This is a genomic window from Pantoea piersonii, assembly GCF_003612015.1.
GTDB classification, from domain to species: domain Bacteria; phylum Pseudomonadota; class Gammaproteobacteria; order Enterobacterales; family Enterobacteriaceae; genus Pantoea; species Pantoea piersonii.
The window spans coordinates 296,599-316,459 of record NZ_RARB01000002.1; the positions used below are offsets into that span (position 1 = coordinate 296,599).

19 protein-coding genes and 1 tRNA gene are annotated in these 19,861 nt (G+C 59.4%); 9 read left to right on the forward strand and 11 right to left on the reverse strand.

From position 1 onward, the window contains the following. The 3 genes from sbcB to D7S44_RS07140 form a co-directional block, all read right to left on the reverse strand. Positions 1 to 1,425: an exodeoxyribonuclease I gene (gene sbcB, locus D7S44_RS07130; RefSeq protein ID WP_120454183.1), complete on the reverse strand. Its 1,425-nt coding sequence runs from the start codon at positions 1,423 to 1,425 to the stop codon at positions 1 to 3. 142 nt (positions 1,426 to 1,567) lie between these two features. After that, the gene (locus tag D7S44_RS07135; protein ID WP_120453379.1) at positions 1,568 to 1,972 is read right to left on the reverse strand and encodes a type II toxin-antitoxin system HicB family antitoxin; all 405 of its coding nucleotides are present in this window, start codon (positions 1,970 to 1,972) and stop codon (positions 1,568 to 1,570) included. Positions 1,973 to 2,035: 63 nt separating this feature from the next. Beyond that, positions 2,036 to 2,194, reverse strand: coding sequence for a type II toxin-antitoxin system HicA family toxin (locus tag D7S44_RS07140; RefSeq protein WP_371315477.1), 159 nt, complete (start codon positions 2,192 to 2,194; stop codon positions 2,036 to 2,038). Between D7S44_RS07140 and D7S44_RS23655 the strand changes: the two genes are divergently transcribed. Beyond that, on the forward strand, positions 2,193 to 2,339 hold the full coding sequence (locus D7S44_RS23655; protein ID WP_167456954.1) for a hypothetical protein: 147 nt from the start codon (positions 2,193 to 2,195) through the stop codon (positions 2,337 to 2,339). The genes D7S44_RS07140 and D7S44_RS23655 overlap by 2 nt on opposite strands. Before the next feature lie 140 nt (positions 2,340 to 2,479). Continuing rightward, the gene (dacD, locus tag D7S44_RS07145) at positions 2,480 to 3,643 is read left to right on the forward strand and encodes a serine-type D-Ala-D-Ala carboxypeptidase DacD (protein ID WP_179256389.1); all 1,164 of its coding nucleotides are present in this window, start codon (positions 2,480 to 2,482) and stop codon (positions 3,641 to 3,643) included. A gap of 34 nt (positions 3,644 to 3,677) precedes the next feature. Here the strand turns inward: dacD and D7S44_RS07150 are convergent, their stop codons facing one another. Genes D7S44_RS07150 through D7S44_RS07160 form a run of 3 tightly spaced genes read right to left on the reverse strand, consistent with a single transcriptional unit; the run spans position 3,678 to position 7,404 of the window. After that, positions 3,678 to 4,895, reverse strand: a complete 1,218-nt coding sequence (locus tag D7S44_RS07150; protein WP_120453383.1) for a cytochrome c — start codon at positions 4,893 to 4,895, stop codon at positions 3,678 to 3,680. Continuing rightward, a complete protein-coding gene (locus D7S44_RS07155; RefSeq protein ID WP_120453385.1) occupies positions 4,892 to 6,655 on the reverse strand; it encodes a GMC family oxidoreductase in 1,764 nt (587 codons plus the stop codon). The genes D7S44_RS07150 and D7S44_RS07155 overlap by 4 nt, the downstream gene beginning before the upstream one ends. Beyond that, positions 6,652 to 7,404, reverse strand: a complete 753-nt coding sequence (locus tag D7S44_RS07160) for a gluconate 2-dehydrogenase subunit 3 family protein (RefSeq protein ID WP_120453387.1) — start codon at positions 7,402 to 7,404, stop codon at positions 6,652 to 6,654. The genes D7S44_RS07155 and D7S44_RS07160 overlap by 4 nt, the downstream gene beginning before the upstream one ends. Positions 7,405 to 7,611: 207 nt before the next feature. Between D7S44_RS07160 and D7S44_RS07165 the strand changes: the two genes are divergently transcribed. Together D7S44_RS07165 and tmaR are read left to right on the forward strand one after the other, a co-directional pair. After that, a complete protein-coding gene (locus D7S44_RS07165; protein ID WP_179256390.1) occupies positions 7,612 to 8,670 on the forward strand; it encodes an FUSC family protein in 1,059 nt (352 codons plus the stop codon). A gap of 161 nt (positions 8,671 to 8,831) precedes the next feature. Then, a complete protein-coding gene (gene tmaR, locus D7S44_RS07170) occupies positions 8,832 to 9,152 on the forward strand; it encodes a PTS system regulator TmaR (RefSeq protein WP_103796801.1) in 321 nt (106 codons plus the stop codon). Positions 9,153 to 9,226: 74 nt separating this feature from the next. Here tmaR and D7S44_RS07175 read toward each other — a convergent pair whose 3' ends face one another. Continuing rightward, complete coding sequence (locus D7S44_RS07175; RefSeq protein ID WP_120453389.1) at positions 9,227 to 10,288, reverse strand: LacI family DNA-binding transcriptional regulator; 1,062 nt, start codon at positions 10,286 to 10,288, stop codon at positions 9,227 to 9,229. 93 nt (positions 10,289 to 10,381) lie between these two features. Between D7S44_RS07175 and D7S44_RS07180 the strand changes: the two genes are divergently transcribed. Next, positions 10,382 to 11,161: a YdcF family protein gene (locus D7S44_RS07180; protein WP_120453391.1), complete on the forward strand. Its 780-nt coding sequence runs from the start codon at positions 10,382 to 10,384 to the stop codon at positions 11,159 to 11,161. On the opposite strand, the gene D7S44_RS07185 is transcribed toward D7S44_RS07180, so the two are convergent. After that, positions 11,162 to 12,073, reverse strand: coding sequence for a ketopantoate reductase family protein (locus D7S44_RS07185; protein WP_120453393.1), 912 nt, complete (start codon positions 12,071 to 12,073; stop codon positions 11,162 to 11,164). It lies immediately after the preceding gene. A 73-nt stretch (positions 12,074 to 12,146) separates the two neighbouring features. Then, entirely contained in the window at positions 12,147 to 12,452 is a 306-nt protein-coding gene (locus D7S44_RS07190) for an ArsR/SmtB family transcription factor (protein ID WP_120453395.1), read from the reverse strand. A gap of 141 nt (positions 12,453 to 12,593) precedes the next feature. On the opposite strand from D7S44_RS07190, the gene fusA reads away from it, so the two are divergent. Beyond that, a complete protein-coding gene (gene fusA / locus D7S44_RS07195; protein ID WP_120453397.1) occupies positions 12,594 to 14,690 on the forward strand; it encodes an elongation factor G in 2,097 nt (698 codons plus the stop codon). Between the two features lies 1 nt (position 14,691). On the opposite strand, the gene D7S44_RS07200 is transcribed toward fusA, so the two are convergent. After that, a complete protein-coding gene (locus tag D7S44_RS07200) occupies positions 14,692 to 15,450 on the reverse strand; it encodes a phosphate/phosphite/phosphonate ABC transporter substrate-binding protein (RefSeq protein ID WP_120453399.1) in 759 nt (252 codons plus the stop codon). 282 nt (positions 15,451 to 15,732) lie between these two features. Here D7S44_RS07200 and D7S44_RS07205 point away from each other — a divergent pair, with 282 nt between their 5' ends. Both D7S44_RS07205 and D7S44_RS07210 read left to right on the forward strand, forming a co-directional pair. After that, positions 15,733 to 16,755, forward strand: coding sequence for an LLM class flavin-dependent oxidoreductase (locus D7S44_RS07205; RefSeq protein WP_120453401.1), 1,023 nt, complete (start codon positions 15,733 to 15,735; stop codon positions 16,753 to 16,755). 270 nt (positions 16,756 to 17,025) lie between these two features. Beyond that, positions 17,026 to 18,237, forward strand: coding sequence for an MFS transporter (locus D7S44_RS07210; protein ID WP_240629438.1), 1,212 nt, complete (start codon positions 17,026 to 17,028; stop codon positions 18,235 to 18,237). Between the two features lie 71 nt (positions 18,238 to 18,308). Here D7S44_RS07210 and D7S44_RS07215 read toward each other — a convergent pair. Next, positions 18,309 to 18,384, reverse strand: a tRNA-Asn gene (locus tag D7S44_RS07215). 329 nt (positions 18,385 to 18,713) lie between these two features. On the opposite strand from D7S44_RS07215, the gene D7S44_RS07220 reads away from it, so the two are divergent. Beyond that, entirely contained in the window at positions 18,714 to 19,835 is a 1,122-nt protein-coding gene (locus tag D7S44_RS07220; protein WP_120453405.1) for a Gfo/Idh/MocA family protein, read from the forward strand. Positions 19,836 to 19,861 lie beyond the last annotated feature (26 nt).

Consider the following 19,861-nt stretch of genomic DNA (forward strand, 5'->3'; position numbering starts at 1 on the left):
TCAGGAAACCAGCTCCTGCGCATAGTGGTAAAGCGCCTTAAGCTGCGCCATTTTTTCTGCGTCCTCTTCGTGCAGGCTCGCCAGCGACTCCAGCTCCAGCAGGAACGCCTGCACCCGATCGGCGTTCAGCGCCTCGCGACGGTGCTGCAGCCAGCGCTGCTGCTCGGCGTCGTCCAGCGTGCCGGGGAAGTTGCGGGCGCGATAGCGGAACAGCAGCTTCGCCACGCGCGCATCCTGGAAGCTAAGGTCCATTGCCGGCAGGTTAGCGGGCGCAGTCTGGCGCAGGATAGTCATGCCCGCGCGGTCAGCGTCGCTGAAGAAGCCGTCGTATAGCTGAGCGTCCACGTCGTCTGACGGGGTAAACGGCTCTGCTTCAGCGAACAGCGCGACGACCTTTTCCCGCACCTCTGCATGCTGGCGCAGCAGCGCCAGATTAGCGAGGCACGCGTCGCGGTCGATGCCGAGCCGCGCCGCATCTTCCGGGCGCAGCGTATTGGCCGGGGCCAGCACCGGGCATTTATTGATATGCACCAGCTTGATCGGCACCGGAGACTCGCTGTCGTCCAGCTCGCTTTTGCGGGTATAGAGCCGCTCGCGCAGCGCATCCGCATCCATCTCCAGCAGCGGCGACATATCGCCCGCCAGATCGGCGACAATCAGCGCATTGCGGTTGTCGGGATGCCACGCCAGCGGCACGATCCAGCTGGTGTTGCCGCGCGCCGCGCCAAACATGCCCGAAACGTGCACCAGCGGCTTCATTTGCGGGATGTCGATAAGCGTCATTAGCTTATTTTTGTTGCGATGCGTAAACAGGAAATCGAACAGCTTAGGCTGTTTCTCCTTCACCAGCTTCGCCATCGCCAGCGTGGCATAAACATCGGACATGGCGTCGTGCGCATTCTCATGCGCCACGCCGTTGGCTTTGGTGAGGTGCTCAAGTTTAAAGCTGGGGAAGCCATCCTCGTTTTCCGGCCAGACGATACCGTCCGGACGCAGCGCATAGCAGGCGCGCATCACGTCCAGCAGATCCCAGCGCGAGTTGCCGTTCTGCCAGCTCCAGCCGTAGGGATCGTAGAAATTGCGGTAGAAGATATTGCGCGTCACTTCATCATCAAAGCGCACATTGTTGTAGCCCACCACGCAGGTTTGCTCTTCGGTAAAAAGGGCATAGATACGGGCGGCGAATTCCGCCTCCGATACGCCGCGCGCACGCGCTACCTGCGGCGTGATGCCGGTAATCATCACCGCTTCCGGCTGCGGCAGATAATCGTCGGCGGGACGGCAATAGAAAATCTGCGGCTCGCCAACCGGGTTAAAGTCGCTGTCGGTGCGCAGCGCGGCGAACTGCGCCGGACGGTCCAGCGACGGGCTTTTACCGAAGGTTTCATAATCGTGAAACAAGAAAGTGCGTTCAGAGGCGGGCACGAGCATATCCTGTACTGGGAAAACAACGCACAGCATAGTCGCTTGCGTCGCCAGTCACAACCACGCCAGAGCAGGTTGCGTGTAGCTGCGCGGTCTGCCGGCTCAGGGCATGATTAATGCCCGAGCATCGCGCAGCGATAAGTTATCTTTTTGCCAGTTCGCGACGCGCCAGTTCGGCTAAAAAACCGCTTCTGGAGCTAAATTCCTGGTGTGATTCAACGAAACGGTCGATGCGCGTCAAAAGACTTTGCGGCAGGGTAATATTCAGCTTTACCGCCTTACCCTCATACTTGCTGATATCAATATCGATAACGGCCCATATGCCGCCCTGGCACTCGTCACTCTCTAAGTAAAATGCCATGCCTTTGGTGTGAGGCACGGGCATGCCGCTCTCCGCCAGGGCTTCCAGATGAATATCTATCGCTGCGCCTGCATCAAGAATAGCGTCATCTACCGTCTCGCCCGCAAAAAAACAGCCTTCAATATCAGGTACAAAACCTGAATAGCTACCCGAGTCGGTCTGGTGCAAGTAAACCGGAAATCTCATTACCGTGTCCTTCTTCATCGCTTCAACAAATCGCAAGTTGTAAAAGCCGGGAGCCTGTCCAGGTCAGTTAATCAGCTTCATGATTTTTCTTAACGTACCGGCAGCCAGGTCCTTTTCCGGATGAGGAAGCGTTATATGATAATTTTTACCAGGCTTAACAAATAGATGATGGCTTCCCCTGATGCGGACAAGCTCCCAGCCATGCTCCCTGAGGAGCTTCATGACCTCTTTACTGCTCAAGAGCACCTCCCTGTGCCATGTGGCTCAATTTTATACCCACTATAACCACAAAACAATCATCGCCCGTATTGGGATGAAATCAGCGCTGAAATACAGAACAGAACGGCAGCAAGCATGGACGGCATGACCTTCTGAAGAAAGCGCAGAACGCTGCTTCTGCGGCGCAGCCCGCCGCCGATCACACTTTTTTTCAATTTATTCAAACCTGTTTATGCCTTTTGCCGTAAAACGAGCCGCTGTTTTCCCTGTAACCTTGAGGATGAAGTGTTGAAAAGGCGTCTGTTGATCACTGTAACTGGAACTCTCCTTTTGGCTTCGCTGGCGCACGCCGACGATATGCCGTTTCCCCTGACGCCCCCGTCGATTGATGCTGCCTCCTGGGTACTGATGGACGCCACCACCGGGCAGGTGCTGACTGCAGGCAACCCTGATGAGCGCCGCAACCCCGCCAGCCTGACCAAGCTGATGACCGGCTACGTTGTTGACCGCGCCATCGACGCAAAAAAAATCACCCGCGACGACGTTGTGACCGTCGGCAAAGACGCCTGGGCAGCAGGTAATCCGGTGTTTAAAGGCTCTTCGCTGATGTTTATTAAGCCCGGCGACAAAATAACGGTGCGCGATCTGAGCCGCGGCGTGATTATCGACTCCGGCAACGACGCCTGCGTGGCGCTGGCCGATTACGTGGCGGGCAGCCAGCAGAACTTCGTCAATATGATGAACCAGTACGTGCAGAAGCTGGGACTGACCAACACCCACTTTGAAACCGTGCACGGCCTGGATGCGCCGGGCCAGTTCTCCTCTGCGCTGGATATGGCGAAGCTGTCGCGCGCCATTATCAGCGGCGAACCCGATTTCTACGCCATGTACAGCGAGAAAACCCTCAGCTGGAACGGCATCACTCAGAACAACCGCAACGGCCTGCTGTGGGACAACAATCTGCATGTCGACGGCCTGAAAACCGGCCATACCGAAACGGCGGGCTTTAATATCATCGCCTCAAACGTCGTCGGTCAGCATCGTCTGATCGCGGTGGTGATGGGCGGAAAAAGCGCGAAAGGGCGTGAAGAGCAGGCGCGCAAGCTGCTGGTCTGGGGCCAGAATACCTTTGATACCGTACAGCTGTTCCATGCGGGTAAGAAAATCGGGACGGAAAACGTCTGGTACGGCAATCCGCACAGCGTCGCCGTCGGCACCGCGAATGATGTCTTCCTGTCGCTTCCGCGCAGCGAGATCCAGAACGTGAAGGCCAAGTATGTGATTAATCGTAAGGATCTGGACGCGCCGCTGAAGGCTAACGAAACCATTGGCGAGATTCAGGTGATGGATAAAGACAAACAGCTGGCAAGCTATCCGCTGGTAACGCTCTCTGCGGTAGAAGAGGCGGGGCTTATCACGCGTGTTCAGGATTACCTGAAGCAGAAGTTCTGATAACAGCAGGCGGCCTCCGTGCCGCCTGCTGCGCTTACTTCAGATCGTCCTTCACATCCTTGACGTCGCTGGCCGACACCGGCGCGGCGGCGTTGCCCCAGCTGTTGCGCACATAAGTCAGTACGGCGGCGATCTGCTCGTCATCCAGTACGCCTGCAAAGGCCGGCATGGCAGGTGCGGTCGGCCGCGCGTCGGTATCCACGCCGCGGCTGCCTGCGCTCACCACACGGATCAGCGAGGTGGCGTCCGGCTGGTTGATCAGCGGGTTGGCGGCAAGCTGCGGGAAAATATTCCTTTCACCGCGTCCGCCTGGGCTGTGACAGGCTGAGCACTTCGCCTCATAAATCTGCGCGCCGAGCTTCATACGATCGTCGCTGGCGGCCAGCGGCTGCGGCACCTTCTCATCGTGGGTTTTACCCTCTTTCAGGAAGGTCGCTACCGCGCGCAGATCCTCGTCGCGCCAGTACTGGGTAGAGTGACGTACTGCGTCGGCCATCGGTCCAGAGGCGATGGCGTAGCGGTTCACGCCGGTGCGCAGATAGCTGACGATATCCTCCTGCGTCCATTTGCCCAGTCCGGTATGCGCATCCGCGCCAAGGTTAGGCGCATACCAGCCCTCCACCGCGCCGCCGCTGATAAAGCGATCGCTCTTGTCGCCGCCAAGAAAGTTTTTCGAGGTGTGACAGGTGCCGCAGTGGCCGAGGCCCTGAACCAGATAGGCGCCGCGATTCCACTCCGCTGACTTCTTCGGATCGGGCTTAAAAGTCCCTTTATCAAAGTTAAGCCAGTTCCAGGCAATAAGGCTGGTGCGGATATTGAACGGGAAGGGGAGCTGATTGGTCTCTACTTCGTGATGGATCGGTTGCAACGTCTGGATCCATGCCCAGAGGTCCTGCAGGTCCTGCTCGGACATTTTGGTATAGGCGGTAAAGGGCATTGCGCCATAGAGCCGCTTGCCGCCGTGGCCGATCCCTTCCGTCATGGCGCGGCGGAAATCGTCATAGCTCCAGGCGCCGATGCCGGTCTCGCGATCCGGCGTGATATTCGCGCCAGCCAGCACGCCGAAAGGCGTATTGATTTTGACGCCGCCCGCATAGGGCTGTTTCGCATCGGTGGTATGGCAGGCGGTACAGTCGCCAAGCGTGGCGATATAGCTGCCGCGCGCATACTGGTCATATTCCGGCTGCGCCTGACTGCTGAAGCTGGCGGCAAGCAGCAGCGCGGCGGCGGAGAGTGCATTCAGCGTTTTCATGCGGTAATCATCTCCCCCGGACGTTTCAAATACCAGGTGCGGATAGCATGCGCCGCCTTGAACGCCAGCGCGCCCACGGTGCCGGTCGGGTTATAGCCGGGATTTTGCGGAAAGGCGGAGGCGCCCACCACAAACAGGTTCGGCACGTTCCAGACCTGCAGATGCTTGTTGACCGAGCTGGTGCTGGGATCGGCGCCCATAATAAAGCCGCCGACAACGTGAGAGGACTGATAGGGCACGCTGCTCCAGTGGCCGGTCATCGGCTTGACGATCATCTCGCGCGGGTTCATCGTTTTGGCAATTTCCGCCACCTTGCCGGTGCAGTATTGCGCCATTTTCAAATCGTTCTGCGAAAAGTCGAAGGTAATGCGCAGCAGCGGACGGCCGTGCGGATCTTTGTAGTTAGGATCGAGCGAAAGGTAATTAGTGCGCGTGGTGTAGCTGCTCGCCTCGCAGCCGATAGACATGGTGCTGAGGTAGTTATCTTTCAGCGCGCGCTTCCATTTCGATCCCCACTTCGGCGTGCCGGGCGGCAGCGGACGATAACCGATAGGCGCGGAGCCGATCGGCGTGACGCGGATGCTGCCACCGCCGAAAAAGCCCAGCCCGCTGTGGTCGAAGTTATCGTTGTTGAACTCATCGATGCCCATACCGACCGCGCCCGCGCCGATAAAGGGGTTAAAGTTCTTGTCATCAAAGAACAGCGTCACGTTGTTGGCGGTCTGGTAGGCGTAGTTACGGCCGGTGGTGCCCTTGTTAGTGACCGGATCGTAGGCTTCGCCGATTTTTGAAAGCAGCATCAGCCGAACGTTCTCAAAGGTAAAGGCGGCGACAATCACCAGATCGGCAGGCTGCTCCCACGTATCGCCGGAGGAGTCGATATAGGTTACGCCGGTGGCTTTTTTACCGCTGGAGTCGGTCAGAACTTCCAGCACTTCGCAGTTGGTATAGGCCGTGAAATTCTCTTTGCGCATCAGCGCGGGCAGCACGGTGGTGATGGCGCTGGCTTTAGAGTAGTTGGCGCAGCCGTAGTTAGTGCAGAAGCCGCAGAAAGTGCAGGGCCCCATGGTGACGCCGTAGGGATTGGTATAGGCCTCGGAGACCAGAGAAGAGGGAACGGGGAAGGGCTTATAGCCCATATTTTTTGCCGCCTGGGCGAACAGCGTCGGGCTGTAAGGCTGACGCAGCGGCGGCGTCGGATATTCGCCGCTGCGCGGGCCTTCAAACGGGTTGCCGCCTTCGCGCTTCTCGCCGTTGAGGTTGCCCGCATAGCCGGAGGTGCCCGCGACGCGCTCGAACTGCATATAGTGCGGTTCCATCTCTTCCCAGGTAGTGCCCCAGTCCTGTAAAGCCAGCTCGCCGGGCATCGCGTCAGCGCCGTAACGCTCGGTGAGATAGCTTTTCAGCTGAAATTCATGCGGCTGGAAGCGAAAGGTAATCCCCGCCCAGTGGTTGCCCGCGCCGCCGGTGCCGTTACCGGGGTGAAACGATCCCCAGGTGCGCATCGGCAGCGCGGTCTGGGAAGGATTATTGCGCATGGTGCAGGTGTTCTGTCGCGTGCGCAGCATCAGCTCTTCGCGCATGACATAGCGCAGCTCGTCGGTAACCGTGCCAATATTAAAATCGCGCGCGGTGTCGCGCCACGGGCCGCGCTCGATGCCAATGACCTCCAGCCCCTCATCGGCCAGCTCATTGGCAATAATCGATCCTGCCCAGCCGAGGCCGATCACCACGACATCCGTTTTGGGTAATTTTTTCATGGCTTATCCTTGGCTTTCCACTGGCCGATGCTGATGGGCTCAAGATGCAGATCTTCGTTATGACGTTCGATGTAGGGGCGATAGTCGTAGCGCGCGCCAGGGAAACCCAGCATTTTCCACGAGGCCATATCGCGGTTGCCGCCATAGATAGGATCGGCGAAAAAGCCCTCCATGGTGTTATTCAGCACCTCAAGAAACAGCGACTGCGCCTCAAAGCCTTCAAAGTGCACTTTGCCCGCTTCCATCGCTTCCAGCAGCGCGTCCTGCTGCTGCGGCGTCAGCTCTTTAAAGCTTTTTTTAGAGGTCTGCTGGACGTAGCGGTTAAGCGCGGCGAGGCCCTGGCGATAGCGCTGTTGCGGCACCAGCGCGGACTGATCGCCCTGCTCGGTAGTGCCTTTCTGGAACGGACCTTCCATATAAAGGCGTTCAAAGGTGCCGTAAAAACCATGCAGCTGACGATCGATAAACTGTGCGCATCCTGCCTCTTTACCGCCCACGCTCAGTTCATCGGCGGGGATCAGGCGATCAACGATAGCTTCAACGGTTTCGGCCTCTTCCTGCGTGAAAAAGAGCCAGCCGGGCTGATCGAAGGTTTCAGGGGGATTATCGGAGAAGGGCGTCCAGCCCGGCGAACCTTTCAGAGAGACGGCATCGGCCGCCCGCGTGACGGTGGCGGCTACGCCTAACGTCGACCAGGTCAACACCTGCCGTCGCGTGACCCCTGGCAGAGTTTTGGCTCTTTTCTTCATATCGCTTCCTTTAGTCGTGTTATCAAATAAACGAAAATGGAATAAGTGGTTATACGGTTGTTTTTATGGTTTTGTGTGCTTGTAAAGGCTGTGTTGAGAATTGTAAGAAGGCGTCAAAACTGTATTGAAATGTAGAAGCGGCAGTAAGCCTTAGCAACGTCATGGGATAAAATAACGCACTTTATGATCCTCACCCGGAAAGCCATCTTGCGCCCAGATAAGCCCATATCGAATATCGAGTTCTGGCTCTACCGCCACTACCGCAGCGTGCATGGCGTACGCATTGCTATCGCCTTTTTACTCACCTTTTTGCTGGTGCGGCTCACTGGTATTCCGGAAGGCACCTGGCCGCTGATTACGCTGGTGGTGGTGATGGGGCCGATCTCAACCTGGGGCAACGTTTTTCCGCGCGCCATTCAGCGCATCTGCGGCACCTTCGCCGGGTCGATTTCAGGCCTGATCGCGCTCAAGCTGGAGCTGATGTCGTTGCCGGTCATGCTCGCGTGGTGCGGTATCGTGATGATGGTGTGCGGCTACCTGACGTTAGGGAAACATCCCTATATGGCGCTGCTGATTGGCATTACGCTCAGCGTGGTGGTGGGCGCGCCAGCAGGCGATTTTACCGTCGCGCTGTGGCGCGGCGGCGACGTCATCCTCGGCTCGCTGCTGGCGCTGCTGTTCAGCGCCATCTGGGCGCAGCGCGCCTATACCCACTGGCGCATCCAGCTGTCGGACTCGCTGGCAGAGATCGCAAAAATTTATCACGCCGGTTTTTCGCCGAACCTGATTGAGAAGCCGCGTCTCAAAAAGCCGCTGGGCAAGCTGCTGACCAGCGTGGTGAAAATGCGCGCGCTGCTGGTGCCTGCCAGTAAAGAGACGCGTATACCGAAATCGGTGTTTGAGGCGATTCAGACCATTAACCGCAATATGGTGAATACCGTCGAGATGCAGATCGAAGCCTGGTGGGCCTCGCGCGAAACGCATCTGATTTTGCTTAACGCGGCGACGCTGCGGCGCACCCAGCAGATGACTGAAAAGACGCTGCGCGCGCTGTCGGTGCTGGCGCTGCGCGGCGAGACAGACGAGGTGGTGGCCAACAGCCACGAGCTGACGGAGATTACCCGCGAGCTGAAGCAGCTCATTGCCGATGCGGGCAGCGAACGGCTGGAAGAGACGCCGATCTATGGCTATGTCTGGCTGAGCCTGGAGCTGGCGAAACAGCTGGAGCGCATGACCGATCTCATCCGTCTGGCGCTGCGCAAATAATCACCTTGGACAATGACTTAATGCGAAAGGCGCATTCTTTGCGCTAAGATAAGCGCCAGTCCGATTTTAGCGGCGACAATTGTCGCCCCGGCTGGCGAACCGCTAAGCTGAAGGTTATGACTCTACCCCCTGCGTAAGCAGGCCCAAAAAAAGGTGCCACCATGGAAAATGCCAAGCAATCATTTCAGGACGTACTGGAGTTTGTGCGTATGTTCCGTCGTAAAAACAAACTGCAGCGTGAAATCACGGATAATGAAAAGAAAATTCGTGATAACCAGAAGCGCGTTCTGCTGCTGGACAACCTGAGCGAGTATATTAAGCCGGGCATGAGCATTGAAGCGATTCAGGAAATCATCGCGTCAATGCGTTCCGACTATGAAGACCGCGTCGATGAATACATCATCAAAAACGCCGATCTGTCGAAAGAGCGTCGCGACCTGTCGAAAAAACTGAAAGCGATGGGCGAGCCGAAAGCGCAGTAAGTTCATGCATTACCGTTGAAACCCACGCGTCTGCGTGGGTTTTTTTTCGCTGAAATTCGCGCCTCGCCGCTGGATTAGCGGTTTTGCAACTGACGCGCTATCCGCTGCAGCTGTTGCGCCAGCGCAGCGAGATCGGGCGATGCGCTGCGCGGCGCGGCGGTGGTTTCGCGCAGCATCAGCGACGGCTCCAGCGGCCTTTGCGGCGGCGCTTCATCCTGCATCTGCGCCAGCAGCGTCTCGACGCTTGCTTCGCCCAGCGCCTGCAGATCCTGACGCACCGTGGTCAGAGGCGGCTGATACCAGGCGCTTTCGGCGGTATCGTCATAGCCGATGACGGAGATCTGCTCTGGGATGGCGACGCCGTGCTGGTGCAGCGCGCGCATCGCGCCAAGCGCCATCTGATCGTTCGCCACCAGCAGCGCCTGCGGCAGGCGATCCGGCAGCTGTTGCAGCATGGCCTGATAGCCGGACTGTGCGCTCCAGTCGCCCTGCAAGATGCAAAAGGGCGTCAGCTGGTGCGCCGCCAGCGCCTCGCGCCATGCCGCTTCCCGGATTTGCGCTGAGATCGCCTGCTGTGGACCGTTCAGCAGGCCAATCTGGTGATGTCCCAGCGCAACCAGATGCTCAACGGCAGCCCGCGCGCCGCGCGCGTTAGAGTATTGACACTGCGGCACCTTCGCCTGCGGTTCGACATCCATAAAAATAACCGGCTTATCGCCGCACAGGGTCTGAATCTGCTCCGCTTCTGCGGCAACCAGCGGCAGATTAATCATCAGCGCATCCACGCGCTGCGCCAGCAGTTCATTGACGGTCTCGGCGGCGCTGTTATGGCTGCGCATGGCGATCACCAGATGATAACCGGCGCGGCTGGCGCGCTGCTGTATCGCTGAGGCGATCTGCGCCGGTGCCATTAGCGCCAGATCGCTGGTGGCGAGACCAAGCGTACGCGTTGCCTTGCCCGCCAGTTGCTGCGCCACGCGGTTTGGCACATAGTTGAGCTGCTGCATGGCCGCTTCCACTTTCGCCCGGGTGCGCGGCGACACCTGCGGCGAATGGTTCAGCACGCGGGAGACGGTCTGGTAGGAGACGCCAGCAAGGCGAGCGACGTCATCAAGAGTGATAGGGCGGGAAGTCATTGATTTCTCCACAGGACAGAGGCGGCCAGTGTAGCAAAATTTTCAGGCGCAGGCGTTCCGTCGCGTCTGCGAACAACCCGAACCGGAGGAGAGATGCAACTCAGTCATCAGGCTATTCAGGATCTCAATCTTATCGCCGCATGGCTGGCGCTGGACGATATGCCTGTCGAAGGCGACATTGAAGCCGATATGGCGATACTGGCCGGGCACGCGGTGCTGCCGAATATCGAAGGCGCCATAGCGCTGGCAAAGAGGTTTGGGCTTCCTCTGCTGCTCAGCGGCGGCATCGGCCACGCCACCGGCGCGCTGGCGCAGGCGATGGCGCTGCATCCTTTCTATCGCGATATCGAGACGCGCGGCAAAAGCGAGGCACAGATGCTGGCGGAGATTGCCCGCCAGTTCGGCGGTATCGACGAGGATAAGCTGCTGCTGGAGGGCGAATCGCGCAACTCCGGCGAGAATGCCGCCTTTAGCCAGCGCCTGCTTGACGCGCGGCAACTGCGGCCGCAGCGCGTGGTGCTGATTCAGGATCCGCTGCTGCAGCGCCGCGCTGACGCCACTTTTCGCTGGCAGTGGCGCGAGCGCGACAACGCGCCGCTCTTTATCAACTGGCCAGTATTTACGCCGGTAGTGACGCTCGATTCCGGCATGGCGCGCATCACCGGCGCGCCGCCGCAGGGTTTATGGTCGATGGAACGCTTTGTGCAACTGCTGATGGGCGAGGTGCAGCGCCTGCGCAACGATGAAAAAGGCTACGGCCCGCGCGGTGCCGGATTCTTTGGCGAAGTAGCGATGCCCGATGCGGTGGATAATGCCTGGCACCGCCTGGCGCAGCTGCCCGCCGTACAGGCACGGCTGACGGCGAAGCGTTGATTAACGGCTTTTTAAATAGACCTGTAAATTCACATTCACTGCGTTAAGCAGCGGGACGCTGACGCCATGGCGCGCCGCGCGCTCAACCAGATCGCCGATCACCTGTTCCGCTTCAATATCGTATCCCTGCGTTAAATCGCGGTACATCGAAGAGGTCATCGGCGTGGCGGGGTTATTCAGCAGTTCCAGGATTTTTGCTGTCACCGCCGGGCGCGGCTGGTAGCCGTCGGCGGTAATGGTCGCCAGCACCTCGCTAAAGATGCCGCGCAGCAGCGCTTCGCCGCCATCGGCGGTAAGCACCTGCTGCGTATCGCCACGTGCCAGGCAGCAGACCGCGCCGAGCGTGCTCAGCAGCAGCCACTTCTCCCACAGTTCGCTGATAATATTGTCGGTAAAAAAGGTATCGACGCTGGCCGCGCGCAGCGCCTCATCGACGCGCTGTAGCCGCGCATCGTTATGGCCGTCGAGCGCGCCGTAATAGATCTGATGCAGCGGCGTCATCTGCACCACTTCGCCCTGTTCGCCCAGCGTGGCGTTAATCTTCACCAGCCCGCCGATCGCTTTATCGCCGAAGCGTTCACGCAGCCTGTCGATATGGCGCATCCCGTTGAGGATCGGCATGATCAGCGTTTGCTCGCCGACGACGGGGGCAATGTCCTCTATCGCCTGCGCCAGGCCAAAGCTTTTCACCGTAAGGATAATCAGGTCGTACGTGCCGCTCAGCGATCCCGCCTGCGCCAGCTGCGGCTGAAGTTTCTCAACGCCCTGCGGCGTTCTCAGCACCAGCCCGTTCTCCTTTAGCTGCCTGAAGCGCCGCTCGCGCACCAGGAAAGTAACATCACACCCCGCCTGCGCCAGACGCGCGCCAAAATATCCGCCGGTGGCTCCGGCGCCCACGATAAGAATGCGCATGATCGATTTTTTCCTTTGCTGTTGAACTCCCTACCTTAAAACCTGACGGCTGCGGTTGCCAGCGCCGCGTGGATCAGCTGCGCGCTATCGCCGCCAGCAGGGCGGGGAGCAGGCCGGGAAAGCGCCGGTCCAGACAGTCGCGGCGCAGCGAAATCAGATTCTCTCGTCCGACGGGCCGCTGCCAGATGACGCCGCTGTCGCGCAATACGCGCCAGTGATGGGTCATGGTCGATTTGGCAATTTCGCCGCGCAGCGCGTTGCAGCTCTGTTCGCCGTGCTGCGCCAGCGCCTGAAAAACCGCCAGTCGAATCGGATTGCCCAGCGCAAACAGTACATTTTCCAGTTTAATTTCGTGCGGCTGCGGATGATTTTCCAGCATGGTCTTCCTGTTCTACGCTCTATGAGTTGTGCAATTATAGCTCAAACTGTTCGTATTTAGTCGTACAGTGAGCGTAAGCTGATCTGCGACGACGCGCAATCGTGCGCGCCGCACCACGAGTCAACAGACTAAGGACGCATCATGCCCCGAACACTTCCCGTTGAGCGTTACCGCAACATCGGCATCTCCGCGCATATTGATGCCGGTAAAACCACCACGACCGAGCGCATTCTGTTTTATACCGGAATGAGCCACAAGCTGGGTGAGGTGCACGATGGCGCCGCAACGACCGACTGGATGGCGCAGGAGCAGGAGCGCGGCATCACCATTACTTCGGCGGCGGTCAGCTGTTTCTGGCCCGGCATGGACGGCAGTTTCTCGCCGCATCGCATCAATATTATCGACACGCCCGGCCACGTTGACTTTACCATTGAAGTTGAGCGTTCGATGCGCGTGCTGGACGGCGCGGTGATGGTCTATGACGCCGTCGGCGGCGTGCAGCCGCAGTCGGAAACCGTGTGGCGGCAGGCCAATAAATATCACGTACCGCGCCTGGCGTTCGTCAACAAAATGGATCGGCAGGGCGCGGACTTCTTTCGTGTGGTGCAGATGATGAAAGATCGCCTCAGCGCCAACCCGGTGCCGATCGTCATCCCCATCGGCGCGGAAGAGCACTTCAGCGGCGTGGTCGATCTGCTGAAAATGCAGGCGATCTACTGGGACGACGCGTCGCAGGGCATGAGCTTCAGCTATGCGCCGATCCCGGACGGCCTGCGCGAAGAGGCGACCCTGTGGCGCGAAAAAATGGTGTCGGCGGCGGCCGAGGCGAGCGACGAGCTGATGGAGGCCTGGCTGGAAAGCGGCGATCTGGAGCATGACCAGATTATCGCCGGTCTGCGCCAGCGCACGCTACGCAACGAAATACAGCCGATGCTGTGCGGCAGCGCGTTCAAGAACAAAGGCGTACAGCGCATGCTGGATGCGGTGGTCGAGCTGATGCCGTCGCCGGCGGATATTCCCGCGATCAAGGGCACAGATGAAAAAGGCAACGAGGCGGAGCGGCATCCGAGCGACGATGAGCCTTTTTCCGCGCTGGCGTTCAAGCTGATGAGCGATCCCTTCGTCGGACAGCTTACTTTTGTGCGCGTCTATTCCGGCGTGCTGCGCAAAGGCGACAGCGTCTGGAATGCGGTGAAGGGTAAAAAAGAGCGTATCGGACGCATCGTCCAGATGCATGCCAACGCGCGTCATGAAATTGAAGAGATCCGCGCCGGGGATATCGCCGCCTGCGTCGGGCTGAAAGAGGTGACGACCGGCGAAACGCTGTGTGATCCTAATGCCATCATCACGCTGGAGCGCATGGAGTTTCCGGAGCCGGTGATCTCGCTCTCAATCGAGCCGAAAACCAAAGGCGATCAGGAGAAGATGAGCCTGGCGCTGCAGCGGCTGGCGGCGGAAGATCCCTCGTTTCGGCTGCATACCGATGAGGAGTCTGGTCAGGCGATTATTTCCGGTATGGGCGAGCTGCACCTGGAGATTATCGTGGACCGTCTGAAACGTGAATTTGGCGTTGAAGCGAATATTGGCCGTCCGCAGGTAACCTACCGTGAAACCTTGCGCAAAGCGGCGCGCGAGGTAGAGGGCAAATTTGTGCGTCAGTCCGGCGGTAAAGGGCAGTATGGTCATGTGGTGCTGACGCTCGAGCCGCTGGAGCCGGGCGGCGGCTTTGTGTTTGAAGACGCCACCAAAGGCGGCGTGGTGCCGCGCGAATATATCCCGTCGGTGGAAAAAGGTATCCGCGAGGCGCTGAACAGCGGCGTGATTGCCGGTTACCCGATAGTGGATGTGAAGGCGATCCTCACCTTCGGCTCCTACCACGACGTCGACTCCTCGGAGATGGCATTCCGCATGGCGGCGATTCTGGGCTTTCGCGCGGCGGCGAAGCAGGCCGATCCGGTGCTGCTGGAGCCGGTCATGAAAGTCGAGGTAGAGACGCCGGAAGAGTATGCGGGCGGCATTATGGGCGACCTCTCGTCGCGTCGCGGGCATGTGCAGGGCATGGATGAGCACTTCGGCGGGCGTATTATTCGCGCTGAAGTGCCGCTGGCGGAGATGTTTGGCTACTCTACTTCGCTGCGCTCGCTAACGCAGGGCCGCGCCACCTACAGCATGGAGTTCGCCCACTACGCCCAGGCGCCGCGTCAGGTGGCCGACGCGGTGGTCGCAGCGCGTCACTGAGTTACAGGCAGGTCACGCCATGCGCGGCGGCCTGCTCCTCCCAGCGTTTTATTTCGTTATAGGCAGCGCGTTCCGGCACGGTGAATCCACTGATAAAGCTGTCGCGCGCCGCCTTTTCCTCTGCAAACTGCGTGAGTACGCGGCGCAGCGTCGCCAGCGTCTGCGCATCAGTCTGCGCCGAGGCGATCAGCGGCGGGGCGGGGCAGAGCGGCGTTTCGCCGACAATCGCCAGCGGCGCCAGCTCGTGCGGGGCATGGCGTCGCAACAGCGCCCAGCTAAGGCAATCGATCGCCGCGATATCCGCTTTGCCCGCGCGCAGATCCGCCAGCGACTGGCGATGGCTGCCGCTCAACAACGTGGAGCTGAAAAAGCGGCCCGCTTGCGCCAGCGGCGCAATAAGATAGCGCAGCGCGTTATAGCCGGAGTGGGAATCGACGCTGTTCGCCACCGCCCGACGGCCGCGAAAATCCGCTAACGCGCAATCCTCATCCTCCTGACGCGCGACCAGCCAGCTACGGTAGCGTGCGCCGTCACACCCCGGCGCGCTGAGCTGAAACGCGCCGACCAGCTGCACGTCAGGCAGCATCGTCACCAGCGGATAGCCACAGGTCTGGCTCAGCAGCAGGTCGTCAGCGCGCCAGTGCGCCAGCAGATCCGCAGGCCACTCAACCTCCGCCCGCAGGCGCTGCGCCAGAATGCCGGTCAACGCCCGCGTGTCGGGATGATGAATGTCGTACATCGGTAACGAAAGCCGTTTCATGCCGTCACTCCTGTTGTCTGTCAGAGGGCGTGAGAGTCTGCTGGCCTGGGTGAAAAACGTTTGTCCCTTTCGGTCTGATCCGGCGCGCAAGCCGCAGCAGATAAACCCTGCGCCAGGATGACGAAAAAGAGAAGGCTTATCAGGAATTAACTTATGTCGAAAAAGTTGATGATACGGTTGAAAACTATTGGCTATCAGTACAGGCGCGGCTGTCGTAACCTTTGGTCATCGAATCTTATCTCTCACGCAGCGGCGAAGTTTGCCCGCGAAAGGAACTGAATTATGAAAAAGATTGGCTTCTTATCCTTCGGTCACTGGACTCCCTCTTCACAATCCGCCACCCGCTCTGCGCAGGATGTGCTGTTGCAGTCTATCGACCTTGCGGTCGCCGCTGAAGAGCTGGGTGCAGATGGCGCTTACTTCCGCGTGCACCACTTTGCCCGTCAGCTCAGCTCGCCGTTCCCGCTGCTGGCGGCGGTCGGCGCGCGCACCAGTAAAATTGAGATTGGCACCGGCGTTATCGATATGCGCTACGAAAACCCGCTCTATATGGCGGAGGATGCAGGCTCGGCGGACCTGATCGCTAACGGGCGCCTTCAGCTCGGCATCAGCCGCGGCTCGCCGGAGCAGGTGGTAGAAGGCTACCGCTACTTCGGCTATGCGCCGCAAGAGGGCGAAACCGATGCCGATATGGGCCGCCGTCATACTGAAGCATTTTTAGAGGTGCTGCGCGGCGAAGGTTTCGCTAAGCCCAACCCGCAGCCGATGTTCCCGAACCCGCCGGGCCTGCTGCGCCTGGAGCCTTTCTCTGAAGGACTGCGCGAGCGCATCTGGTGGGGGTCCGGCTCTAACGCGACGGCGGAGTGGGCAGCGAAAATGGGCATGAACCTGCAAAGCTCCACGCTGAAAGATGACGAGACCGGCGAGCCGTTCCACGTTCAGCAGGCGAAACAGATCCGCGCCTACCGCGAAGCCTGGAAAGCGGCGGGGCATACGCGTGAGCCGCGCGTATCGGTCAGCCGCAGCATCTTCGCGCTGGTTAACGATATGGACCGCGCCTACTTTGGCCGCAGCGGCCAGGAGCAGGACTCCGTCGGTTTCCTTGATGAGAAGACGCGCGCCATTTTCGGCCGCAGCTACGCGGCGGAGCCGGAAGCGCTGATTAAACAGCTGGCGCAGGATGAGGCCATCGCCGAAGCGGACACGCTGCTGCTGACGGTGCCGAACCAGCTTGGCGTGGCGTACAACGCGCACGTTATCGAAGCGATTCTGAAATATGTCGCCCCGGAGCTGGGCTGGCGCTAAGTATGAAGAGGGCGGCTGCGGCCGCCTTTTTTATTATAAATTGTTATTCTTAAGCTCTTTTCCCTCTCTCTGGCGTTGTCAGGCACTCTTATCGGTTCGGCTCAAGTTAATCTTTCCGCGGCAACCAGACCTGCCTCCTGATCGGGAATCATCTGTGCAGCGCGCGCCACTCCGGTTATGATTTCGTCTCTGTCTGAATGGATGGCCGCGAGAAGCAAGGAGGAACTATCAGCCGCATCAGGATAAGAAAAGGCAACGGGGAGCCTGACCGTGAAGGTTAAAGCACCACGTCATGCCTTTCATTACGCACCCTTCCGTAACCTCTTTTTCGCCCGCACGCTTACGGTGCTGGGCAACAGCGTCGCGCCGGTAGCGCTTGCCTTTGCGGTGCTCGATATGGGCGGTTCCGCCGCCGATCTGGGCGTGGTGGTGGCCGCGCGCTCTCTGTTTAACGTCCTTTTTTTGCTGACTGGCGGCGTGCTGGCCGATCGTTATTCGCGTAATCGGGTGCTGCTGATCTCTTCAATGATTGCCGCGCTTTCCCAGAGTGGCGTCGCCTGGCTGGTGCTGGACGGCTCAGCGACCCTTGCTGGTTTAGCGATGCTGAGCGCCGTGAACGGCGCGGCAGCGGGCATTGCGCTGCCTGCCTCATCGGCGCTGGTGCCGCAAACCGTACCGACGCAGAAGCTGCGCCAGGCGAACGCCTTTATTCAGTCGGGCGTCTATGCCGGCACCATTATCGGCGCGTCGCTGGGCGGTATCCTCACCAGTACCTTGGGCGCTGGCTGGGGACTGGCGGTCGATGCGCTGGGCTTCGCGCTCGCCGCGCCGCTCTATTTCTCCGTTCGCACCGACGCGCAGCCGTCAGGAACGCAAACCACGCTCTGGCAGGATTTACGCGACGGCTGGCGGGAGTTTATCTCCCGAAGCTGGGTCTGGGCGGTAGTGGCGCAGTTCGCCGTGGTCAACGCCGCCTTTACCGGCATGGTAATGGTGCTCGGCCCGGTTATCGCCGACAGCGCTTTTGGTCGCACCCGCTGGGGCATGATGATTGCGGCGCAGAGCGTCGGGCTGATTATCGGCTCCGGTATCGCGCTGCGCTGGCGGCCGCGGCGCGCAATGTTCACCGGCGTGATGCTGGTGGCGCTCTGTGTCTTTCCCATTCTGCTGCTGGCAGGCGGCGCTTCTTCCGGCTGGCTGATGGGCGCGTTTTGCCTGGCCGGCACCGGGTTTGGGCAGTTCGGTGTCATCTGGGCGCAGGCGCTGCAAACCCATATCCCGCGCGACAGGCTGGCGCGTGTCTATGCCTATGACGCGATGGGCTCCTTTATTACCATTCCGCTGGGAGAGCTGGCCGCCGGGCCGCTGGCGATGCAGTTCGGCACTCAGGCTGTGCTGTTGAGCTGCGCGGCGGCGGTGCTGGCAGCGACGCTTGCGGCCAGCCTGGTGCCGGCGATCAGAAGACTTAAACTGACTGAATAGCCGCTGTCGGCTGCTGAGGCGAGGAATGCAAAAAGCCCGCTCAGGTTTCCCTGAGCGGGCTTCTCTAAATATGGCTCCTCTGACTGGACTCGAACCAGTGACATACGGATTAACAGTCCGCCGTTCTACCGACTGAACTACAGAGGAATCGTTTGAACGGGGCGCATATTATCGACCTGCATCGGTCATGTCAAAGCCCTTTTTCACAAAATTGTTCAACTGCTGAAATAAACGTCAGGGGCAGCGCCGCCACCGGCAGAAAAGGCGTGCGCCAGATGAAAATTATTTTTCTTTAAAAGCCTTAATGAAAAAAATGCTTAACACTGCGCGGCTGGCTATCTCCTCTTCATCGCCGCTTTTCTTCCGTAAGATAAAGATCTCAAAGCGGCTCACACTTCTTATCTCTGCCGTTTGCCTGCGCATTTTTCGGAACGTATATTCCGCAAAAATCTCATTATGAAACCAGAGGGCAGTCGATGAACAGAGTCAGGATCGGCATGATCGGCAGCGGCTATATCGGACGCTGTCACGCAATCGCCTATGCGCAGGCGCCGACGGTCTTTGCGCTTAAAGGCGAAATCGTGCGGGAAATGCTGGCGGAGGTTAATCCGGCGCTGGCGGAAAAGCAGGCCGCCGCCTTTGGTTTCGCCCGCTCAACCGGTGACTGGCGTGAGCTGGTGCGCGATCCCGCCATTGACGTCGTGGATATCTGCGCCCCTAATTTTCTGCATAAAGAGATGGCGCTGGAGGCGATTCGCCACGGCAAACATGTCTATTCGGAAAAGCCGCTGTCGCTGTCGGTGGTAGATGCAGAAGAGATGGTTAACGCCGCCCGGGCGGCGGGCGTAAAAACGCTGGTGGGCTTTAACTATATGAAGAACCCGACCAGCCAGCTGGCGAAAGAGATTATCTCACGCGGCGAAATCGGCGAGGTGGTGCATTTCTACGGCACCCACAACGAAGATTATCTGGCCAAGCCGGAGACGCCGCTCGACTGGCACTGTCAGAAGGCGCTGGCGGGCCTCGGCGCGCTGGGCGATCTGGCGGCGCATATCGTCAATATGGCGCACTATCTGGTGGGCGAGATTGAAGAGGTCAGCGGCGACATGATGACGGTGATTAAAACCCGTCCCGATGCAAAAGATCCCAGCCGTCTGCTGCCGGTAGAGAATGAAGATCAGGCCAGCGCGCTGCTGCGCTTTCGCAACGGCGCGCACGGTGTGATTGAAACGTCGCGTATCGCCTGCGGCAGCAAAATGGGGCTGACCTATGTGGTCACCGGCACCCGGGGCACGCTGCGCTACAGCCAGGAGCGTATGGCGGAGCTGGCGCTCTATCTGCATGACGAACCGGCGGGACGACAGGGTTTTAAAACCATTCTGACCGGTCCGGCGCATCCCGACTATGCCAGCTTCTGCGTCTCGGCAGGACACGGCATCGGTTTTAACGATCAGAAAACGGTAGAGATTCGGGATTTAATCAACGGCGTTGCGGCGGGCGATCGCCTGTGGCCCGACTTTGCTGAAGGTTTGCAGGTGCAGAAGGTGCTGGAGGCGATTGCGGTGTCGGCCGCCGAGCGGCGCTGGCAAAAAGTGTAGCGAATCAAAGCGCGCGGTCTGGCAGG